Raw genomic sequence first — 18899 nt, 5'->3', positions numbered from 1 at the left:
TCTACTAAGATAACAATATACAAAAGAAATATTTTTAATATGATGCTGAATTAGGCAAGGCCCTACCTATTTCACCTAATGCAAATGCCAAATCAACGGCTGCAATCTGTGATCCTGTATAGGCATCAATCTGAGACATTTGTGCATTTAATAATGCAATCTCTGCGGTATTAATTTCGGTTACTGTTCCCAATCCGTTACGATAAAATTCAACACTGGCGGTATAGGTTAATTGTGTTGTCTCTACTAAATTTTTAGACGCTTTATTTGCCTCAAGTGCTGACTTGAGTGTATTTTCGCTAATTGAAATCTCTTTTATTGCAAGATCTTGGCTTTTGCGTAAATTTTCTTGAGCTAGCCTAATTTCTGACTGTGCATTTGCCATTCTAGATTGACGTATTCCGCCTTCATATAATGGAATACTGACTCCAATCAAGATATTAGAAGATGACGTTCTTTGGCTAATATCAGGAAGCCCCTGAACATCAAAGCTACCTGTTCCTCCTGCAAGTGCACCAGCAAGATATACTTTAGGGAAATAGTCAGATTCGACAGAATTAGCAGCCTTAATTGCGGCTTGCTGTAATTCATATTGCGCTAAAACATCAGGACGTTGTGCAAGTGCTTTTTTTATCACATCATGAGTTAATGGTGAAATATCATCAGGAAGAAAATTATCAGCGGCATAATTAATGGTTATTTTTTCAAAAGGTGAAACGCCAATAGCAGACAATAAGATTTGATATTGATCTTTTTCATGACCTTTAGCTAACACGTTTTGTAATTCAATTTGTGCAACTTGTTGTTTTGCTAATGCTACATCCAATACGGTCGCTAATCCCTTCACTCGTTTTTGCTCAACGGCATATAAAATATCTTTACTCCTTTGAAGGGCCATTTGAGTAATATTCACCTTTTTTTGTGCAGCACCATAGCTAAAATAGGCAACCGAGACATCATGAATAATCTTCTGATGCATCAGATTAAAATTAAGATTTATTGCTAATGAAGTATGTTTGGCAGCATCGACTAATGCTCCTCGTTTACCAAAATCAAAAATAAGCCACCTAAATGTAAGTGCTGGAATAAAAGCGCTACTAGATGTTTTTATATCATCAACAATAGGATTTTTAGGTAAATCAATTTTTCCATGTTGATATCCTGCGAGCGCTGTTGCTGTGATAATTGGCAAATATGTACTTTCTACCATACCAATATCAGTGGCTGATTTTTTGGCTAATTCCCATGCAATACGTGTGTCTGGGTTATTTTGTTGCCCTAAATCTATCAGGTCAGCTAAAGCATAGTGAGATTTAACCGTTCGTTCTTGAGGGAGAGATAAGTATTGCTCAGCAGGTGAGGAAAGATATTGAGTATTATCATAAGCGATAGGCTCTTGAGAATATTGCTTAAATGAACTGCTTGTGTCAACACAACCAACAAGTAATAGGCTTAACAGAGATGACAGAATATTTTTCTTGTTATTAATGACTAAATTTATCATTATAGTTTTTCTCTTATTAAATGTTTAAATACAAGCTCTCTTTCATCTGCTGGTAATATTTTCATTTCTTTGTTAAGGATGTCTTTTTTAAATTCATATTTTGAATTTTCATCGATAATTGAATAAGAAAAATTATCTTCAAAAATAAATTTATGAGCGTAATTATGATAGCTAATATAAGAAATTTTATTTAATGACTCTTTAAAAAAGAGCATTAGGTTTTTATTTCTTTCTCTATCTTTTTTTTCAAAAATGAGTAAGTTTATATTGTCTTTTGACTGTGTGATAGCTTCATTTACGGATGAAACTAAATCTAACATATCGTTTTTATTCGTCGAATATCTTAGGTCTATATAATTATCTAAAATAGAGGTGATTTGTTTGTATATTGTATTAACAATACTTGAAGGCCATACTTTTGTGAAAATAATGTACATCACAATATTACCTAACAAAATACCTAAAATACGATCAGAGACCACGTCCATATCAAAACTAGGTTTAAATCCATGTAATGTTGTTAATAAAAATGCTAAACCGACTTGTACGCCGGCATAAGAGATACGTTCATTACCAACCGCAACCCAAGCTGCAGGTAATAAACAGAAAAAGATCAGCACCATTAATTCAAAAACATCAGATAAGTTAGGGATAATATAGAGCAGTGAAATCATGCCAATTAGTGCCCCAATTAGGCATCCGGTGATCCGCAATGTTAATTTATGAACTGTTTCACCGACAGATGTTAATGCCACAACATAACAAGTGATCATTGCAGTATGAATACCCTGCCATTTAAAGTAATCATAAAAAATATAACATAGAATAGCGGCTATAGTGGTTTTTAAAGCGAAGTATTTATGGTTAGGATTTGTAAATGCATCACTAACAAAAAAAGGTGTTTTTTTCTGTACCGGTTTAGTTTCTCTTTTATTAGATAAAATCTTATCAAAAGTATTTAATAAGCGAAGTTTACTTATTGTATATTGTTCTTGTTGTTTATCTTTTATTTTATCTATTTGACGATGTGTAAAACAATCGGCAATTTCTAAACATCTGTTAGAAAGAAGAAAACGTATAGAAGTTGGTGTATTTTTATCAAAAGTTAATGACATAATTAATATTTTATAAGAGTTATCAATAATGTTCTCTAACCATTGAATATCTTCTCTTCCCCGTAAATAAAATATTTTAATAAATATTAAATAACGTTTACATTCTGTTTGTGTACTCAGTAATTCACTAATTTCGAGTTGGCTTTCTTTTCTTCCTAAAAAGAAATCACTTGCAGTAGAAAAGCGTTTGGCGATTCTGTTTAACAGTAATTTTCTTGGGCTAATGCCAACAAAGAAATTAAATAAAATAACCAATAACATTGGAGATACTGCCATCAATAATGCGTAAAGTAATGCTCTTGTTGCAACATCTCCGACAGGGATATCATCAATTAAAGTCATTAAAAAGGCGATAACTAAAGCGACTAAATTACCAATATCACCAAGGCTACTGGCCGATGCTAAGTACATAAAAACGGCTGAAAACAAAGCCATAAAGAAGAATCGTAAAATAATGTTTTGTATCGTGAGATTAAAAAGAACAAAGATAATACACACGACAATAGAACATAAAATAATTACGCCAACAGATAATAATATATTTTGTACAGCATCAGCTTTGATTAAATAGATAATTAAATAGCAACTTATTGCGGATTCGGGAATTTCATAAATCATCGCAATAGCAGCCATTAATGCACAAAGCAATGCAATGCGCCAAGTAGTTGCTAAACGAAAATCAAAGGGTAACAAGTCTTTTTTGACTTGTTTCACTATTAGAGAGGGTTTAACAATCATCGTCATTAGCTATTATATTAACAGTTGCTGTAGCGCCAACCCGCATAAGATCTTCTGGTGGATTGGTGATAGTGACTTTAACAGGAAACCGTTGTTGAACTCTAACCCAATTTAATGATTTAGGTACATAAGGTAAGTCTCTTGGAATATTAATAAGATCAGTTGACATGATCCCTCGGCTAATACCTTCTACTTTGCCTTTAATGGGATGTTTATTATCAATCATTGAATAAATAACGACGCAGTTGCCTATTTTTATATTATTTAAATCGGTCTCTTTAAAATAAGCTGAAGCATACCAAGTATCAGTATCAATTAAGGTAAAAACAGACTGTCCAGAAATAATAAATTCACCTGGTGATAGCACTAATCCAGCAACGTAGCCATTGCTTGGTGCTTTTACTTCAGTATTACTTAATTCCCATTCAGCCATTGCCAATGAGGTTTTTAACGATTTCACTAATGCTACTTCTGAATCTGTATTATTAATTAAGGCTTCTGAGGCGACATTTTGTTTTTGTGCCTGTTTTAATGTGACTTCTGCATCATGTTTTAATGTTCTAGCATCATCAACTTGTTGTGCGGTCACAAATCCTTTTGCTAATAATGGCTCTAATCTATTGAGTGATTGAGTCGCTAATAATAAATTGACTTGAGCACGTTTTATTTGTGCTTCTGCAACTTCTGAATTTGATGTTTCTGCAATAATAATACGTTGCTTGTTACTTAATGTTGCTTCAGCAATCATGAGTTGTTCTTTTGCTTGCTGAACTCTTAATGCGTACATAGTGGGATCGATAGTAAACAGTAAATCCCCTTTATTAACCTTGCTATTTTCTTTGACGTAAATAGCACTAATTCGACCTGGCACAGTTGATGATATGTTAATTTTATTGGCATCAATTATTGCATCTTCACTGAGTGGATTTAACGCTGATAATTGAATGTTTTTCCACAATAAGATGAGTGTAATCACAAAAACGCTCACCGTGATTATAAGTGCCAGCTTTTTTTTGATTTTTTTATCCATAATTTTTTAATAAGAAAAATAAAATAAAGAGATGGTTAAAGAAATTGATAACAATATTGCAAAATAAAAGATTAAAGGAAGTGGCAATTTATCATCAATACCCCAATAGATAAGTAACACACGTATGACCAAAGCCCCTAATAAGCCAATAAATGTACATAACATCCAATATGGGAAATAGGCGCCTAACATACTAATAAAAGGAGAATGGCCTCGAGAACAACCTGATAACAGCAATATCATTATGCTCAAGCTAGTAATACGATAATATTTTTTTATTATATCCAAGGTAATACACTCGTCATTTTTCGATAAATTTTATGGTCCGTTTTCAACACGATAGTGTTTTTATTTATAGTATTTAATCAATGAATTAATCTAAAACATCCCATCAAATAGATGTTAGATGTTTTTTATCTATCAATCTATAGCCTTATCTTAAATTTTTTTATTGAAAGAAGGACTCCATTTTCAAATATGACTGTAATTATGGGCGTTACATGATTTTAAGAGTATAGTAGCTAATCTTTCAGCCCGACTAGATATTACAATTTTTATTATGGAATCAGCGTTTTCTGCTCAAAATATTCGACATATTCTTGCTACTAACACACCTATTATTGATGTGCGTGCGCCTATTGAATTTAATCAAGGTTCGATCCCTAATGCGGTTAATTTGCCTTTAATGAATGATGAAGAGCGCGCGGCCGTGGGAACTTGTTATAAACAACAAGGCTCACAAAAAGCAGTTGATTTAGGACATCAATTGGTTAGTGGTGAAATTCGTGATAACCGTATCGCAGCTTGGCGTGAAGCTTGTGAGCAATTTCCAAATGGTTATATTTGCTGTGCTCGTGGAGGAATGCGTTCTCATATCGTTCAGCAATGGCTTAAAGAAATCGGTATAGATTATCCATTAATTGAAGGTGGATATAAGGCGTTAAGACAGACTGTTATTGAAATGACCAATGAATTCGTTCAGCGCCCTATTATCCTTATTGGTGGATGTACTGGTAATGGAAAAACGACATTAGTGCGTTCATTACCTGAAGGTATTGATCTTGAAGGTATTGCCCATCATCGAGGCTCTTCTTTTGGCCGTACTGTTGAAGATCAATTTCCTCAAGCGACATTTGAAAACCATCTTGGTATTGAAATGTTGAAAAAATCACAAAAATACCCGAGATGGGTGCTTGAGGATGAAGGTCGTGCTATTGGGGCTAATGGATTACCTGAATGTTTGCGAGCAAAAATGGCCGAGGCATCAATCGTTGTTGTTGATGATCCCTTAGAGCGACGTATTGAGCGTTTAAAAGCGGAGTATTTTGATCGTATGACTCATGATTTTTTAGAGATATATGGCGAAGATAAAGGCTGGCAAGCTTATAGCGATTATTTACATCATGGTTTATTTGCTATCCGTCGTCGATTGGGATCTCAACGCGCTGCGGAATTAACACAATTACTCGATAATGCTTTAGAAATACAAAAAAAAGAAGCTAATACTGAAGCACACTTTACTTGGTTAACTCCTTTACTGAAAGAGTATTACGATCCTATGTATCGTTATCAATTAAGCAAAAAGGCAGATAAAATTATTTACCAAGGAAGTTACGAAGAAGTCATGCAGTGGTTTAAAAACTAATAAATAGCTAAGATTTTCTCTATTAAATACGGACACCAAAGAAAAGCCTCATAAATTTATATTATGGGGCTTTCCTAGTTTACTTGGTCAAGTTTTAGTTTGATATAACCATAACCCTAAGATTATCATTAAACCAAAGAAAAAAGGCACAGCTAAAGATAGCTCTAAGAAAATAAATCGATTAATGTTGATCCCCTGTCCTCTATTTGAGAATTGCAAAGCTAAAGGCAAAGCACATAACCCAGACAGAAAGCCGATCCCAACTAAACGATATAATTTAATACGGTTTTCTTTTTGTGTTAGATGGTCTTGTTTACGCTGGTATTGAATGTATTTCCAACACAAATAAAGTAGCCCTAATACCGAGCCTAAATGTTGTAACAATTTATAAATCGCAATCTCTTGGCTATCGGTCATTCCTTGTAATAACTGTGCTTGTAGTACAGAAAAAAATCTGACGGCAGTTCCTGTTTCATGGGTAAATGAATCCCATACAATATGCGTTACTGCGCCAATATACAGGGATAAAACAAATAGACTCAATGTCCGAAGATTGAATTTTAGAGGGTCATATAAAGGTATGGGCGATACATATTTTAATGGATTTCTGAATAAGTAATTTAAGATAAAAACGAAGATACAAAAAGGAAATGCAGTATAAAACCAACCTAATAAATCATGTGCTGTTGTTGCTGATTGGTATAAACCAAAAGAATAGAGTAAATCCGGTGAAGTACTTCCCACAATTAATGCAGGTAAATTAAGGTTTTTTCCTATTTGGGACTGCTTTATGGGGAAAACAATAGAAGGATGTGAAAAAGTCCACGGCATAGGAATATCTCTATAATATGAAGATGAATAACAAAAATTAGTATGAGTATATCAGTAGATTAGCTAAGCTTTATCTGATATCACAACGATTATTAAGATTAAAGAGGTTCATTGTCATTAATACAAAAACGCCACTAATGGTGAGAATATTAATGGCGTTAGATGATGGGTTATTGATTATTTACACACTATTTTTTTGTAGAGATATCAATAATTCGTTCTTCTTTAGGCATGTTGATAGTGACTTTTTGCTTAATATATTCAATCACTGCTGTAGCCGCACTAGTATTAGGAATATCTTTAGCATTTCTACCCTGAGTGAAGGCTGTAAAACCATCTCCGCCTCTCGCTAAGAATGAATTAGCAATAATTGGATAGTAAGTATTATCTTCAACACGTTTTCCATTGATAGAAACTGAAACAACACGTTCATTTACAGGTTTAGTACTGTCATATTTCATTTCAAAACCACTAGATGCCTGCAATACACCATTAGTTAAATTTGCAGAGTGGTTCATTAAATCCCGTAAGTCTTTACCACTTAACTCCATGTAAGTTAAATCATCTGGGAATGGGAACATACTAATAATATCCCCGATCGTAATATCTCCTTTATGGATCTCGTTACGAATGCCACCACTATTAACAAAAGCAACTTGTGCTCGATTATCTGTGACTAAAAAAGCATCAGTAATTAAATTACCAATTTCAGAAGACTCACCATAAGAACGTGTTAGTTCATTCTGAGTATTGCCAATTTTTTGTTGTGCAATTTCATCTAATTTTTTAGTCCATGTTTCTATTTTTTTCTGTGTATCTGGATCAGGCTTGTGTTCATCAGCAAAGATATTAACTAACTCGCCTTTATAGTTATCAATTTTTTTAGTTTTGTCGTTTATATCTAACACCAATTTTCCAACGTTAATGCCATAAGCATCCGTAGAAACAATCAGCGTGTTGTTTACTTTAATAGGCTCTGGTGTACCCACATGGGCATGACCAGTAATTAAAATATCTAGTCCTTTTACTTGTTGTGCTAATTCAATATCTTTTTGTAGCATACGAGCGACATCAGCTGAGCCGAAACTAGATTGTCTTGCTGGAACGCCTTCATGAACGAGTAATACGGTTATATCAACTTTTCCTTTCAGTTCATTAAGATATTTATTAAGGTATTCAACTTCATCTCTTGCTTCAACACCCTCTCGTTTATCTTTATTAACCGTGTCATAGAAAGCAAACTTACCATGCAATCCAATTACACCAAATTTCACGCCTTCTTTTTCTATTATAATATACGGTTTATCCCAGACAGCTTTGCCGTTATCTTGATAGAAAACATTGCCTAAAAGTACAGGGAATGTTGCTTTTTTAAGTTGAGTCACCATGTTTTCTACACCGTGGTCGAATTCATGATTACCCACAGAAGCCGCATCAAAAGACATCTCGTTCATGATATCGATGATGGCTTCACCTTGGGTTAAAGTACTTAAATAAGGTCCTGTAAAATAATCGCCAGCATCAAGAAATAAAACGCCTGGATTATTTTTTTTAGCATCTTTAACAATGGTCGCAATATTTGCAAACCCACCGACTAATCTATCTTTACTAACATAAGGTGCTTTAAAAGGAACGGCATTCGCGTGTAAATCGTTAGTATGATAAATAGTAATTTCTTGAGCGAATACGGAAGAACTTCCTAATAAAGCGCCAATTAACAGAGGTAATATAAGAACGGGCTTATTCATAATAATATCCTGTAATAATAAAAATACTGAAATAACTTGGTTGATGTTCGGTATTCAGTTAATAACACCTGACTTGTTAAAAGTATGATAATTATCACAGTGCGTTAGCATTACGTGTAGTTGAATTATGTTATTATCATTTCGTGTTGGTTTTTCGTGATAAGAGCTGATGAAAATAGTAAAAGAAATTAATGTTAATGTATGTAAAACAGAGAGTTGTGAGCATTTTTCTGAAGTTGTAGAAAATGCCTATGTGATCCCGTCTTTTAAATTAGGTTTTCCTGCCGTTTATTGTAATTGTTGTGGTGGTAGTAGTGTATTAATTAATAATGAAGATATAAAGGAATTATTAAATCCTTATATTGATTTCTTTAATTTAAATATTAATGAACACTGTCCAAATTGTGATTCATCAGAAAAAATACTTTATGGCAAAACGGGAAAAGGAACGGTACGCTATCAATGTAAACAGTGTAATACGGTTTTTTCTCTTAAAAATAATATGGATTTAAAATCTCTTAATAATAAAATAATAGAGCTTCTTATTTTACATTCGCAAACACCCACTTATATTATTAAGAATTTAAACATTACCCCTGCTCTTTTTTATAGAAAACTATCTGCTATTGAAAAGATAATAGAAATAAAAACAAGGCAATATGAAAAGTTATTAGATAAAAATAAAACTTATGATTTGCAAACAAATGTATTTACGTTGAGTTGCCGTAACAACACAAAAAAAGGCTTTTCAAATGAACTTTTTGGAATGGTAACCTGTTGTTCTAAAACAGGTTATGTTTTTATTTCGAGTGTCAATTGGAGTGAAATATTAGTGAGCTCTGATAGTCAATATCATAACAACACTAAAAAAGAGACATTAGATAATACTCAAGGTGTATTACTCGATAATATTATTATGCGATATGAGCAAATAAATAGTAGGAAAAGTTTCGGTCAAATTCAATACACAGAAAAAATTTGCTCTGAGCATATTATTGAACCTGTTGTTTTATCACATTTTCACTTTCTTAAATTAAAGTTTATTCTCCCAATAAGTATTAAACATCATTTTATTTATCATGATAGTTTTATCCGTGGTGGGTGTATGGTTGCCTATGGCAAAGAAATAAAGCAAAGAATATCTAACCTTTATTATGTGGTTTCAACGGGAACTCGCTTAACACCAGATTTTACTTATAAAGGAAGTTATACGCTGGGTTGGTGGAATAATAAATGGTATGAGTTTATATCTCAAGATAATCGAGAGTTATTCTACCTATGTAATTTGGGGTTAAATAAAACAGATGACGTTAGTTTTTATACTAAAATTTCCCCTTCTCTTGATTACAGCCATCTATTTATTCAATCATTTAAAGATAAATTTCCTGATGTGTTTTTAAGAAAGCTATCGCCTAGTACAGTAAATATATTATTGTCTATTTATAGCTTTTATTATAATTATTGCCTTTCCAATGAGAGTAAAACACCAGCACAAAAAATAGAACTAATAAAAGAGAAGATAACGATAAAGTCACTGTTTAATTAAAATAAAAATATCTTATTAAAAGTGTTTATAAGATATTTTTATATCAGCTAATTTATCTATTTTTGATGACTATTTTTCTTAATAGCAATGTGGCACATATAGCCATAATAAAATTGAAAATCATACTAAAACTAAATGCAATCTTATATTGCTCAATCATATTTGTTGAAAGTGTGTGACTAAGACTAAATTGTAAAATAATTGAAACACAAGTTGCTCCTATAGCTGCGCCAACTTGTTGTAATGTTGCAGTTAATCCTGAAGCGATACCAACAAATTCGGATTTAACTTTTGTTAATACTAAATTAAGCATGGGTGTCATTATCATGCCTTGTGTAAAGCCAACTAAGAATAGGAATGGGATCACAAGAGAGCTATTTTCTGGCGATATTAGATAATAAATACCTCCAATTAAAAAGAGATAGCTTAAAGCATAACAAACAGCTCACCAAACTTTCTTATCCATTTAGGTGTTAATAATGATGAAAGAACAAAACCTATACTTGATGGAACAAAAATTAATCCAGAATCGAGAACAGAACGTTTAAATCCACTTTGTAATAATATCGACATCATCATAGGGAAAGCCGATGATGTTGCATATACACAAACAACAATTCCGATCCCAATTACATAAGGGCGATTAGTAAATAAAATAAGATCAAAAAGCGGTTGTTTTCCTTGCTGTTTTAATCGATTTTCATTGTAAATAAACAGTGTTAACAATATTAGTCCGAAAAGAAAAAGTAACGTACTATGTAATTTCCACCCCCAGATAGGTAACATTAATAAAGGAAGTAATGTGAACGTTATACTTAAAGCAGATAAAACAACACCGCCAATATCTAATCTTATATAATCTAGAGTCTCACTTTGCGTTAAATAGTGAGAAAGTGCCAATGCAATAATACCAATGATAAGATTAATTAAAAAAATAGTACGCCACTCAAGCCCAAAAATATTTAACGATATTAAAAGCCCTCCTAATGCTTGCCCTGCTATTGCTGCTAATCCTAATGTCATTCCTAATAAACCAAATACTTTTTTAGCCTGTATATCATCAAAATTGAGGCGAATACTTGAGTAAACTTGGGGGAACAATAACGCTGCGGTTAATCCTTGCAGACAACGAGCAATAACAAGACTGACTGCATTAGGAGAAACTGCACACAATACAGATGTTAAAGTGAAACCAAACATACCAATGCGATAAAGGGTACGACGGCCGTAAATATCACCGAGTCGCCCTCCTGTAATTAATAATAAACCAAAGGCTAATTCGTATCCTACGATAATTAATGTGAGTTCTGTTAGTGTTGCATTGAGCGTTTGTTCAATATTCACGATAGCGACATTGACGACAAATAAATCAAATATTGTGACAAATCCTGCTAATAGCAGAACAAATAAGGCGATGCGTTGTTGGGTATTCATTTTTTTGTCTCAATGATTAAAGAAATGAGACTATAATGAGTTATTTATCCTGATACAATTTAACCATTTATACTATTACTAAAAGCAATAGGCTATGACTGAAAGAAAACGAACTCGTCCTGAATTAGCTGATTTTTTACGAACTAAAAGGCAAAGTATTTTACCTGAAACCGTGGGATTACCTGGTACTGGGCGTCGCCGTACACCAGGATTACGTCGTGAGGAAGTTGCAGCACTCTCTGGCGTTGGGTTAACTTGGTATACGTGGCTTGAACAAGGAAGAGATATTGGCGTATCGAGCCAATTTTTAGATAGTTTAGCCACCGCTTTACGCTTAAATAGTGCAGAAAGGCAGCACCTTTATTTGTTATCGCATATGAGAGAGCCGACAGAAACAGGAATAACAGAACATCAGGTTCCTGAAACTATTTTGCGGATTTTGGCTGACTTTCCACAAGAATATCTCTGTTATGTTTTAAATCTACATTGGGATGTATTGGCTTATAATCAAAAAGCAGATACTTATTTTCATTTTTCAGATTATAGTGCCGAAAATCGTAATTATCTTTATTTGTTGTTTATGGATCCCCGTTACAAAACGCGTATTGATGATTGGGAAAATATTGCGGAGAGATTATTGGCAAGCTTTCGTCGTGACCATGCAAGAACAAAGAATGATCCCAATATTCGTAAATTAATTGCCTCGTTAAATTGTTCATCACCTGAATTTAAGAGAATGTGGGAAAAACATGAGATATATCCCCCTTGTGATGGTGTAAGAACCTTAAACTTTGATAATAAAAAAGAGTATTATGAATACACATCATTAGCGTTTGATTTGGAAAAATATAATCGGATTTTAGTGTATATCCCTAAGAAGGCGTGATTATTCTTGATAATGAGATAAATATATTATTTCCAAAATGGAAATTAGAGATTGCTTTTTTGTCATTAGGTTTCAGTTTCTTTGACGACTAAAATGCCTCTTCATTAGAATAATTGAGGTGGCTGGATGACAAAATATATCCTTTTTAGCTTTTGTTTAGTGTTGATTTACCCTCTTGGTGTGGACTTACATTTAACGGGCTTAACGGCAATTGCAAATGATTTAAACGCATCGGAAGTGACATTACATCAAGCTTTTTCAATTTATTTAATGGGCATGGTTTCATCCATGTTAGTTGCAGGATGGTGTAGTGATAATTTAGGTCGTAAACCTGTTGTATTGCTTGGAACCGTTATTTTTTTATTGGCATCATTTGGTGCTGGAGTTTCGGTAACGGAAAATAACTTTTTGATCGCACGCTTCTTCCAAGGTATTGGCGCTGGATTTTGTTATGTTGTTACTTTTGCGATATTGCGAGATACATTAGCCGAAAAACAACGTGCTAAAGTTCTTTCTATGATAAATGGCATTACTTGTATTATTCCTGTATTAGCGCCTGTTTTAGGTTTTCTGATCTTATTAAAATTTAAATGGCCAGTCATGTTTTATGCCATGGCAATCTATGCATCATTAATCTTTATTTATTGTTTTTTTGTAATAAAAGAAACCAAACCAAAACAGTTGGCCAAAAGTAAAAATAAAACGACCACTATCACCGATGAATCTTTCTTAAATAGCTTCTTTTTAAGTCGTTTGCTTATTTCATGTTTGGGGATGAGCGTGATCCTGACTTATGTTAATATCTCTCCAATCGTGATTATGCAGCAAATGCATTACAGCACTGGGCAGTATTCAACAGCAATCACATTGCTTTCGATGGTTAGTATGGCCACTTCGTTTATGATGCCGAAAATATTAACAAAACTTCGTTATGAAACCATTTTATATACTGGTTTATCGGGTTTTTTAGGTGCGGCTATTTTTCTTTTTATCGGAAAAAACAGTGATCCTCGCTGGTTCTTTGTCTCATTTTCATTATGTGGCGCGGGGTTTGCGTTACTATTTGGTATTATAATGAGTCAAGCTCTCTCTCCATTTAGTCAGCGAGCTGGACTCGCCAGTTCGATTTTAGGGATTTCGCAATTGAGTTTTGCATCTCTCTATATCTGGACTATGGGATGGTTAGGAATATCTGCAATTAATATGCTGATTGTTATATTGTTTGCAAGTAGCTTTATTGGTTTTACCTTTTTGCATCTCTTTCGTTCTTCAGGACAACAACAAAAGGTGAATTGTGATGCATAAGCCATTACATCGAATAGATTTGAATTTATTAGTTATTTTTCAAATTCTTTTACAAGAGCGTAGTGTCACATTGACTGCAAAATGGTTGTCTGTTTCACCTTCTGCGGTGAGTAAAGCATTGGCTAAATTACGCGTTTGGTTTGATGATCCCCTTTTCGTTCGTAGCCCTCAGGGATTAATTCCGACACCTTTGACATTAAGTATTGAAGAATCTCTTTCTGATTTTATTAATATTGGTAACCATATCGCGGGCAAGCAAAATAGCGAAACGCCTAAAGGTGTTCATTTCAGTTTAATATTAGAATCTCCTTTACATCAGGTGTTACTAAATCAATTTCCTTTAGAAATATTGAATTATTATCCTCAATCAATGGTGAAAATACGAAATTGGGAATATAACTCACTCTCGAGCATTATTGACGGTGATGCTGATATTGCTTTTTTAGGTCGTGAATATTATTCGGGCTCTAAAGAAGCATTACATCTATTACCTGATGTTATCGATTGTGAAGAGCTTTTTCGTGATACACCATTAGTTTATGTGCGAAAAGATCATCCGTTATTAAAAGAGCCTTGGAATTTAGAGACATTTTTGCGCTATTCTCACATCTCAACAGAATATGATAAACGGCCTCATTGGGCATTAGATGATATTTTGGCAGAGCATGGACGTTTACGTAATATTGCCATAACTTACACGTCATTTGAGCAAACTTTATTTATGATTTCTCAACCTAATCATGAGCTTATTACTTGTTTGCCCGGATATTGTGTACATTATCTCTCTAGAGCTTTACCTAATTTAGTGACATTACCTTTACCACTGCCACACAGTGTTTCTGAACAGCTTGATATCTCATTTATTTTGCTGTGGCATAAACGCCATGCGTACAACTCTAAAATATTGTGGTTAAGAGAAACTATCAAAAATAGTGTCAATCAATTTATGCAGAAAAATGGCCATTAAAAATTTTACTGCTATTTATTTGGTTTCTTCTGTGTTTACTGAAAATTATGAGCGGGATTAAGATTATTTTTAATAAAAATTTTATCCCGTTTTTTTAATTAGATAAAGTATAGTGCTATCTAAATTTTCTCTTAATCTTTCTTAAATTTTATCTATGATAATAAGAGGTAAACTTATATTGATACTTTAATTAGTGATTAAAAAAAGAAAATATGATGGATATCAGTTTAAAACCTATCACTTTAGATAATTATGAAGAAATTAGTTTACTTGAAGTGGAAGAATATCAAGAAGACTATATTGCTTCTAATATGTGGTCTTTAGTTGAAGCAGCTTATAACGAGAACTATGTCGTCAGAGGTATTTATTTATCAGATAAACCAGTTGGTTTCTTTATGTGGGTAAAAGAAAGCCCATATAAAATTGCTATCTGGCGTTTTATGATAGACAAAGCACACCAAAATAAAGGGTTAGGTAGAGAAGCCCTACACATCGCTTTAAATGAAATTAAGCAAGATAAAACAATCAATGAAATTGAAATTTGTTATAACCCATTAAATCCAGTAGCTAAAACATTCTATAGCTCTTTCGGTTTTAAAGAGACTGGTATGGATAAAGATGGGGATGATATGTTAGCAGTAATAAAAATAACACAATGAAAAATATAAAATTGATCTCTTTAAAATAGAAAAAGGTGCAATTGCACCCCCTTCTATTTTTATCAACCTGAAATGACGTAATTATAGCCCCATAACTTGTCTATTTTTAGGATAAGAAAGCGTATAATTTAATGGTAAGGATTTTTCTTGTTTTGCCTCTAGTGTGATATTCCACTCTATTTCACCTGTATCTTTATCAAGTACGCCATCTTTATAAACGGCATCTGCTACATTGATATTGTTTTCTTGACTAAGTGGTAGCTGATCGTAAATAGTGACTTTTACAGGAGAGTTATAAGTGTTTCTTACTTTAATGGTATAACTCTCTTTTTGTTCAATCGTGGTACCAATAAAGATAGGCTCTTTTCTTATTTTCTCATTGTTAATACGGCTAATTTGAATGTTTTTGTCTATCCCCATCGGAATATTAAGTAACTCTTCAAGTTCATTTGTATTAATATAGCTATTACCCACAAAGCTATTCATATAGTAGATATTTGCACGACCATTAAGTAAGTTTAAATTTTCCCAATCTTTAATTTCAGCTTGTAAATAAACTTCTTCTACTAATTTCGGTGTGGCTAAATAGCGATAATCAGCGGTGACTTCTTTTTGGTTAATGACCAATGTGTTAGGCTCGGTGCTATTTTTTAAGGTGTAAGGTAACGCGATAGCATGGCTTAAATTAATTCCATTATTATTCGTCGTAACATATCGAGTCACTCCTTTGTTTATTTGTTTTTCTCGAGTTAGGTCTGAAACATTTTCTTCCATAACTGCGACTGGTGCAGGCATCGCCATTCTCATACTGTCTTTTCTAAATTTTGAATTATCATTATAAAGAGATAAATACCAAGGTGATAATGTTGGTGCAGTGATATTAAGTGATGGATTAGTGGATGTTAAAACCAGTTTTACTTTATCCCAATTTAGGCCTGTATTTTGAATAACATCCGCCTTATAGGTGAGTAATATCGGCTTATCCATTCCTTGACTTCGAATATCGTAAGCAGGTGACCATCCAGCATCTGGTGTTATATAAGAAATACGCATCTTACTAGTTAGATTTTTTGACGTGCCTAAAGATAAAACAATTTGTGTTTTCTCTTCAGCAATAATTGGCATATCAATTTCTAATTGTCGGTTTAATTCTTCTAATTGTTCTGTTAATTTAGCAATTTCTTCACGCGCCATTTTTTGTTGATTTAAAATAGAAGTCATTCTTTGACTAATAAAATCAAATTTTTGTGATGATTGCTCTAATGTTTGCGTTTCACCATTACCAAAAAAGGATTGATCTTTCAGTAAAATAATTTGTTCATCACCAACGCTAATGTTGATGTTTAATACTTCAATTTGTTTATTAATCTCTTTTTGTTTATCCATTAATGTCGTAATGGTGGCTGGGTAACTAGGGGCAATAGGAATTTTTTTAACGTTAATGGTGTTAATAATCACATCTTCATTATCAATACTAATTGATAAGCTTCTAGGATCAATATTGTTTGCAACATTAGACAAAACAACGTCACTCTGCCCCGCTGGTAAGTTGAGAGTGACGTTATTTTCAAGTTCAGCACCCCGTAAAAAAATTGTTGCTTGATTGAGTTTTATATCATAATTAAGTGGTTTAGTGGGATCTACGGAATTGATTTCATTAGCAAAAGCACTAGTTGTACTAATAATAGATAATGTAATAAGCGATAACGTTAATTTATTGGGTTTAATCATCATTTTCATTCTATCCATAGTTGATGAGCAGTATTGTAAGAACCGCAAAATAGAGATGCACTGTTGCACAAGTATATTTAGATAGTATTGCATCTCTAATAAATTAGATAACAGAATAAACTTAAAGATCTAATAATGTGAGGATAAAAAACAATAGATAAAACAATATGTTATTGTTTTAAATTAAATGAATGTTTGAATGATAAGGATTATCTTAATGATGGCGAGATATTTAGCTTTTATTTGCTTTATATCGTCTTGTTTAGATAGAAATAAGATAAATATTTCAATAAAACTAAATAAAGGCAGTTTAAAAATAAACTGCCTAGGATAAAGATGTTTGTTATCAATTTTTATTTAACAACTTCACCACTATCAATAACAGTTTTGCGTACTTTATCAGAGAAATCTTGTGCCTCTTTAATAATCGCTTTCTCATCAACGGTTAATAGTTGGCGATCTTCCATTAAGATTTTGCCATCTACAATGGTATGGCGAACATTACTGCCATTTGCGCCATACACTAATGCTGCATAAGGGCTATACATAGGCACCATATTAGGTGATTTTGTATCAACAACGATAATATCAGCAAGCTTACCTGATTCTAATGAGCCCAATTTATCTTCCATATGCAAGACTTTTGCTGAACCCATAGTTGCTAGCTCTACAACGGTTAAAGGTGGCATTGCCGCGCGGTCTTTATTCTCTAATTTATGGATTTTACCCACAAGATTGAGTTCGTTCATGGTTGTTAGCGTATTACTCGACATTGGACCATCAGTCCCTAAACCGACACGGACACCCTTTTCTAGCATTGCAACGACAGGTGCTACACCTTTCGCTGATTTAGTATTCGCACTGATATTATGAGCAACACCAACATCATATTTTTTCAGTAAATCAATATCTTTTTCATCAACCATAATTGCGTGTGCTGCAATAACTTTGTTATTTAACGCCCCAATATCGGCCATATATTGAACAGGGCTTTTACCACCTGTACGTTTGGCTATTTCTTCTTGTTCACGGTCTGTTTCGGCTAAATGGATCATAACAGGAACATCAAGTTCTATTGATAATTTAGCAATTTTCTGAAGGTTTTCAGTGGTATTTGTATAAGGAGCATGTGGTGCAAATGCTGGGATAATGCGAGGGTGATCTTTATATTCTTTAATAAAATTTACCGCATATTGAATACCTTCTTCTGGTGTTTTCGCATCTGCAACAGGAAAATTAATAACAGATTCTCCTAATACCGCACGATTGCCCATTTTATCAACCGTTTTAGCAACTTCATCTTCAAAATAATACATATCAACATAAGTCGTTACTCCCCCCTTTACCATTTCGATATTGGCAAGGTTAGCGCCAACTCTGACCATTTCGCGAGAAACCATTTTGCTTTCAAGTGGGAAAATATAACGGTGAAGTCTGTCTGGGACATCATCGGCTAATGAACGAAATACCGTCATCGAACCATGTGTATGGGTATTAATTAAACCCGGCATCACAATATCACCATCAACATCTAATACTTTATTGGCTTGATATTCTTTAGAAAGCTCAGGGCCACCAACGGCAATAATTTTATTTTCTTTTACGACAACAGTACCTTGTTCAATGATTTTATTTTGCTGATCCATAGTTAGAACAGTACCATCAACAATCATCAAATCAGCCTGTTTTGCCGCGTAACTAGAAAAGGAGACTGCCATGACAGCCAAAGCAAGCATAGATTTAGAAAATGACATCATTAC

General features: G+C 33.3%; 16 protein-coding genes. 6 read left to right on the top strand and 10 right to left on the bottom strand.

All coding sequences use genetic code 11. The features are described 5' to 3' along the window. Positions 1-34 precede the first annotated feature (34 nt). The 4 genes from GWI68_RS18540 to GWI68_RS18525 are packed head-to-tail and all read right to left on the bottom strand — an operon-like array spanning position 35 to position 4630. A complete protein-coding gene (locus GWI68_RS18540) occupies positions 35-1504 on the bottom strand; it encodes a TolC family protein (RefSeq protein ID WP_166541236.1) in 1470 nt (489 codons plus the stop codon). Then, positions 1504-3357, bottom strand: a complete 1854-nt coding sequence (locus GWI68_RS18535) for an FUSC family protein (protein ID WP_166541235.1) — start codon at positions 3355-3357, stop codon at positions 1504-1506. Before GWI68_RS18535 ends, GWI68_RS18540 begins: the two co-directional genes overlap by 1 nt. Continuing rightward, positions 3347-4387: a multidrug transporter subunit MdtN gene (mdtN, locus tag GWI68_RS18530; protein ID WP_109408243.1), complete on the bottom strand. Its 1041-nt coding sequence runs from the start codon at positions 4385-4387 to the stop codon at positions 3347-3349. Before mdtN ends, GWI68_RS18535 begins: the two co-directional genes overlap by 11 nt. Before the next feature lie 6 nt (positions 4388-4393). Next, positions 4394-4630 carry a YtcA family lipoprotein gene (locus GWI68_RS18525; RefSeq protein WP_227336871.1) on the bottom strand — a complete coding sequence of 79 codons (237 nt, stop codon included), beginning with the start codon at positions 4628-4630 and terminating at the stop codon, positions 4394-4396. A gap of 316 nt (positions 4631-4946) precedes the next feature. On the opposite strand from GWI68_RS18525, the gene mnmH reads away from it, so the two are divergent. Continuing rightward, positions 4947-6032 carry a tRNA 2-selenouridine(34) synthase MnmH gene (mnmH, locus tag GWI68_RS18520; protein WP_166541233.1) on the top strand — a complete coding sequence of 362 codons (1086 nt, stop codon included), beginning with the start codon at positions 4947-4949 and terminating at the stop codon, positions 6030-6032. Positions 6033-6119: 87 nt separating this feature from the next. Here mnmH and GWI68_RS18515 read toward each other — a convergent pair whose 3' ends face one another. Together GWI68_RS18515 and GWI68_RS18510 are read right to left on the bottom strand one after the other, a co-directional pair. Continuing rightward, a complete protein-coding gene (locus tag GWI68_RS18515; protein WP_166541232.1) occupies positions 6120-6863 on the bottom strand; it encodes a DUF4184 family protein in 744 nt (247 codons plus the stop codon). A gap of 188 nt (positions 6864-7051) precedes the next feature. Further along, the gene (locus GWI68_RS18510; RefSeq protein ID WP_166541231.1) at positions 7052-8611 is read right to left on the bottom strand and encodes a bifunctional UDP-sugar hydrolase/5'-nucleotidase; all 1560 of its coding nucleotides are present in this window, start codon (positions 8609-8611) and stop codon (positions 7052-7054) included. Positions 8612-8780: 169 nt separating this feature from the next. On the opposite strand from GWI68_RS18510, the gene GWI68_RS18505 reads away from it, so the two are divergent. Then, entirely contained in the window at positions 8781-10157 is a 1377-nt protein-coding gene (locus GWI68_RS18505; RefSeq protein ID WP_166541230.1) for an IS1 family transposase, read from the top strand. A 52-nt stretch (positions 10158-10209) separates the two neighbouring features. On the opposite strand, the gene GWI68_RS20535 is transcribed toward GWI68_RS18505, so the two are convergent. Together GWI68_RS20535 and GWI68_RS18500 are read right to left on the bottom strand one after the other, a co-directional pair. Further along, positions 10210-10479, bottom strand: a complete 270-nt coding sequence (locus tag GWI68_RS20535; protein ID WP_243733464.1) for a hypothetical protein — start codon at positions 10477-10479, stop codon at positions 10210-10212. A 104-nt stretch (positions 10480-10583) separates the two neighbouring features. Beyond that, a complete protein-coding gene (locus tag GWI68_RS18500; RefSeq protein WP_243733462.1) occupies positions 10584-11591 on the bottom strand; it encodes an MFS transporter in 1008 nt (335 codons plus the stop codon). 94 nt (positions 11592-11685) lie between these two features. Here GWI68_RS18500 and GWI68_RS18495 point away from each other — a divergent pair, with 94 nt between their 5' ends. The 4 genes from GWI68_RS18495 to GWI68_RS18480 all read left to right on the top strand — a co-directional run bounded on the left by GWI68_RS18495 (position 11686) and on the right by GWI68_RS18480 (position 15408). Next, positions 11686-12477, top strand: a complete 792-nt coding sequence (locus GWI68_RS18495) for a helix-turn-helix transcriptional regulator (RefSeq protein WP_166541229.1) — start codon at positions 11686-11688, stop codon at positions 12475-12477. 126 nt (positions 12478-12603) lie between these two features. Continuing rightward, positions 12604-13782: an MFS transporter gene (locus tag GWI68_RS18490; RefSeq protein ID WP_166541228.1), complete on the top strand. Its 1179-nt coding sequence runs from the start codon at positions 12604-12606 to the stop codon at positions 13780-13782. Then, positions 13775-14749: an HTH-type transcriptional regulator YidZ gene (gene yidZ / locus GWI68_RS18485; protein ID WP_166541227.1), complete on the top strand. Its 975-nt coding sequence runs from the start codon at positions 13775-13777 to the stop codon at positions 14747-14749. The genes GWI68_RS18490 and yidZ overlap by 8 nt, the downstream gene beginning before the upstream one ends. A gap of 215 nt (positions 14750-14964) precedes the next feature. Further along, the gene (locus GWI68_RS18480; protein ID WP_166541226.1) at positions 14965-15408 is read left to right on the top strand and encodes a GNAT family N-acetyltransferase; all 444 of its coding nucleotides are present in this window, start codon (positions 14965-14967) and stop codon (positions 15406-15408) included. Between the two features lie 81 nt (positions 15409-15489). Here GWI68_RS18480 and GWI68_RS18475 read toward each other — a convergent pair whose 3' ends face one another. Together GWI68_RS18475 and GWI68_RS18470 are read right to left on the bottom strand one after the other, a co-directional pair. Next, positions 15490-17142, bottom strand: coding sequence for a DUF4139 domain-containing protein (locus GWI68_RS18475; RefSeq protein WP_162556983.1), 1653 nt, complete (start codon positions 17140-17142; stop codon positions 15490-15492). A 350-nt stretch (positions 17143-17492) separates the two neighbouring features. Beyond that, on the bottom strand, positions 17493-18893 hold the full coding sequence (locus tag GWI68_RS18470; protein WP_166541225.1) for an amidohydrolase: 1401 nt from the start codon (positions 18891-18893) through the stop codon (positions 17493-17495). Positions 18894-18899 lie beyond the last annotated feature (6 nt).

This window comes from Proteus sp. G2669 (genome assembly GCF_009915245.1).
Classification (GTDB): domain Bacteria; phylum Pseudomonadota; class Gammaproteobacteria; order Enterobacterales; family Enterobacteriaceae; genus Proteus.
This window is presented reverse-complemented; position numbering and strand designations above follow the sequence as displayed.

Coding starts and splice junctions, on each gene's coding strand:
- GWI68_RS18540 (WP_166541236.1), bottom strand. CDS start 1,504: ATGATAAATTTAGTCATTAATAACAAGAAAAATATTCTGTCATCTCTG.
- GWI68_RS18535 (WP_166541235.1), bottom strand. CDS start 3,357: ATGATTGTTAAACCCTCTCTAATAGTGAAACAAGTCAAAAAAGACTTG.
- mdtN (WP_109408243.1), bottom strand. CDS start 4,387: ATGGATAAAAAAATCAAAAAAAAGCTGGCACTTATAATCACGGTGAGC.
- GWI68_RS18525 (WP_227336871.1), bottom strand. CDS start 4,630: ATGATATTGCTGTTATCAGGTTGTTCTCGAGGCCATTCTCCTTTTATT.
- mnmH (WP_166541233.1), top strand. CDS start 4,947: ATGGAATCAGCGTTTTCTGCTCAAAATATTCGACATATTCTTGCTACT.
- GWI68_RS18515 (WP_166541232.1), bottom strand. CDS start 6,863: ATGCCGTGGACTTTTTCACATCCTTCTATTGTTTTCCCCATAAAGCAG.
- GWI68_RS18510 (WP_166541231.1), bottom strand. CDS start 8,611: ATGAATAAGCCCGTTCTTATATTACCTCTGTTAATTGGCGCTTTATTA.
- GWI68_RS18505 (WP_166541230.1), top strand. CDS start 8,781: ATGAAAATAGTAAAAGAAATTAATGTTAATGTATGTAAAACAGAGAGT.
- GWI68_RS20535 (WP_243733464.1), bottom strand. CDS start 10,479: ATGACACCCATGCTTAATTTAGTATTAACAAAAGTTAAATCCGAATTT.
- GWI68_RS18500 (WP_243733462.1), bottom strand. CDS start 11,591: ATGAATACCCAACAACGCATCGCCTTATTTGTTCTGCTATTAGCAGGA.
- GWI68_RS18495 (WP_166541229.1), top strand. CDS start 11,686: ATGACTGAAAGAAAACGAACTCGTCCTGAATTAGCTGATTTTTTACGA.
- GWI68_RS18490 (WP_166541228.1), top strand. CDS start 12,604: ATGACAAAATATATCCTTTTTAGCTTTTGTTTAGTGTTGATTTACCCT.
- yidZ (WP_166541227.1), top strand. CDS start 13,775: ATGCATAAGCCATTACATCGAATAGATTTGAATTTATTAGTTATTTTT.
- GWI68_RS18480 (WP_166541226.1), top strand. CDS start 14,965: ATGGATATCAGTTTAAAACCTATCACTTTAGATAATTATGAAGAAATT.
- GWI68_RS18475 (WP_162556983.1), bottom strand. CDS start 17,142: ATGATGATTAAACCCAATAAATTAACGTTATCGCTTATTACATTATCT.
- GWI68_RS18470 (WP_166541225.1), bottom strand. CDS start 18,893: ATGTCATTTTCTAAATCTATGCTTGCTTTGGCTGTCATGGCAGTCTCC.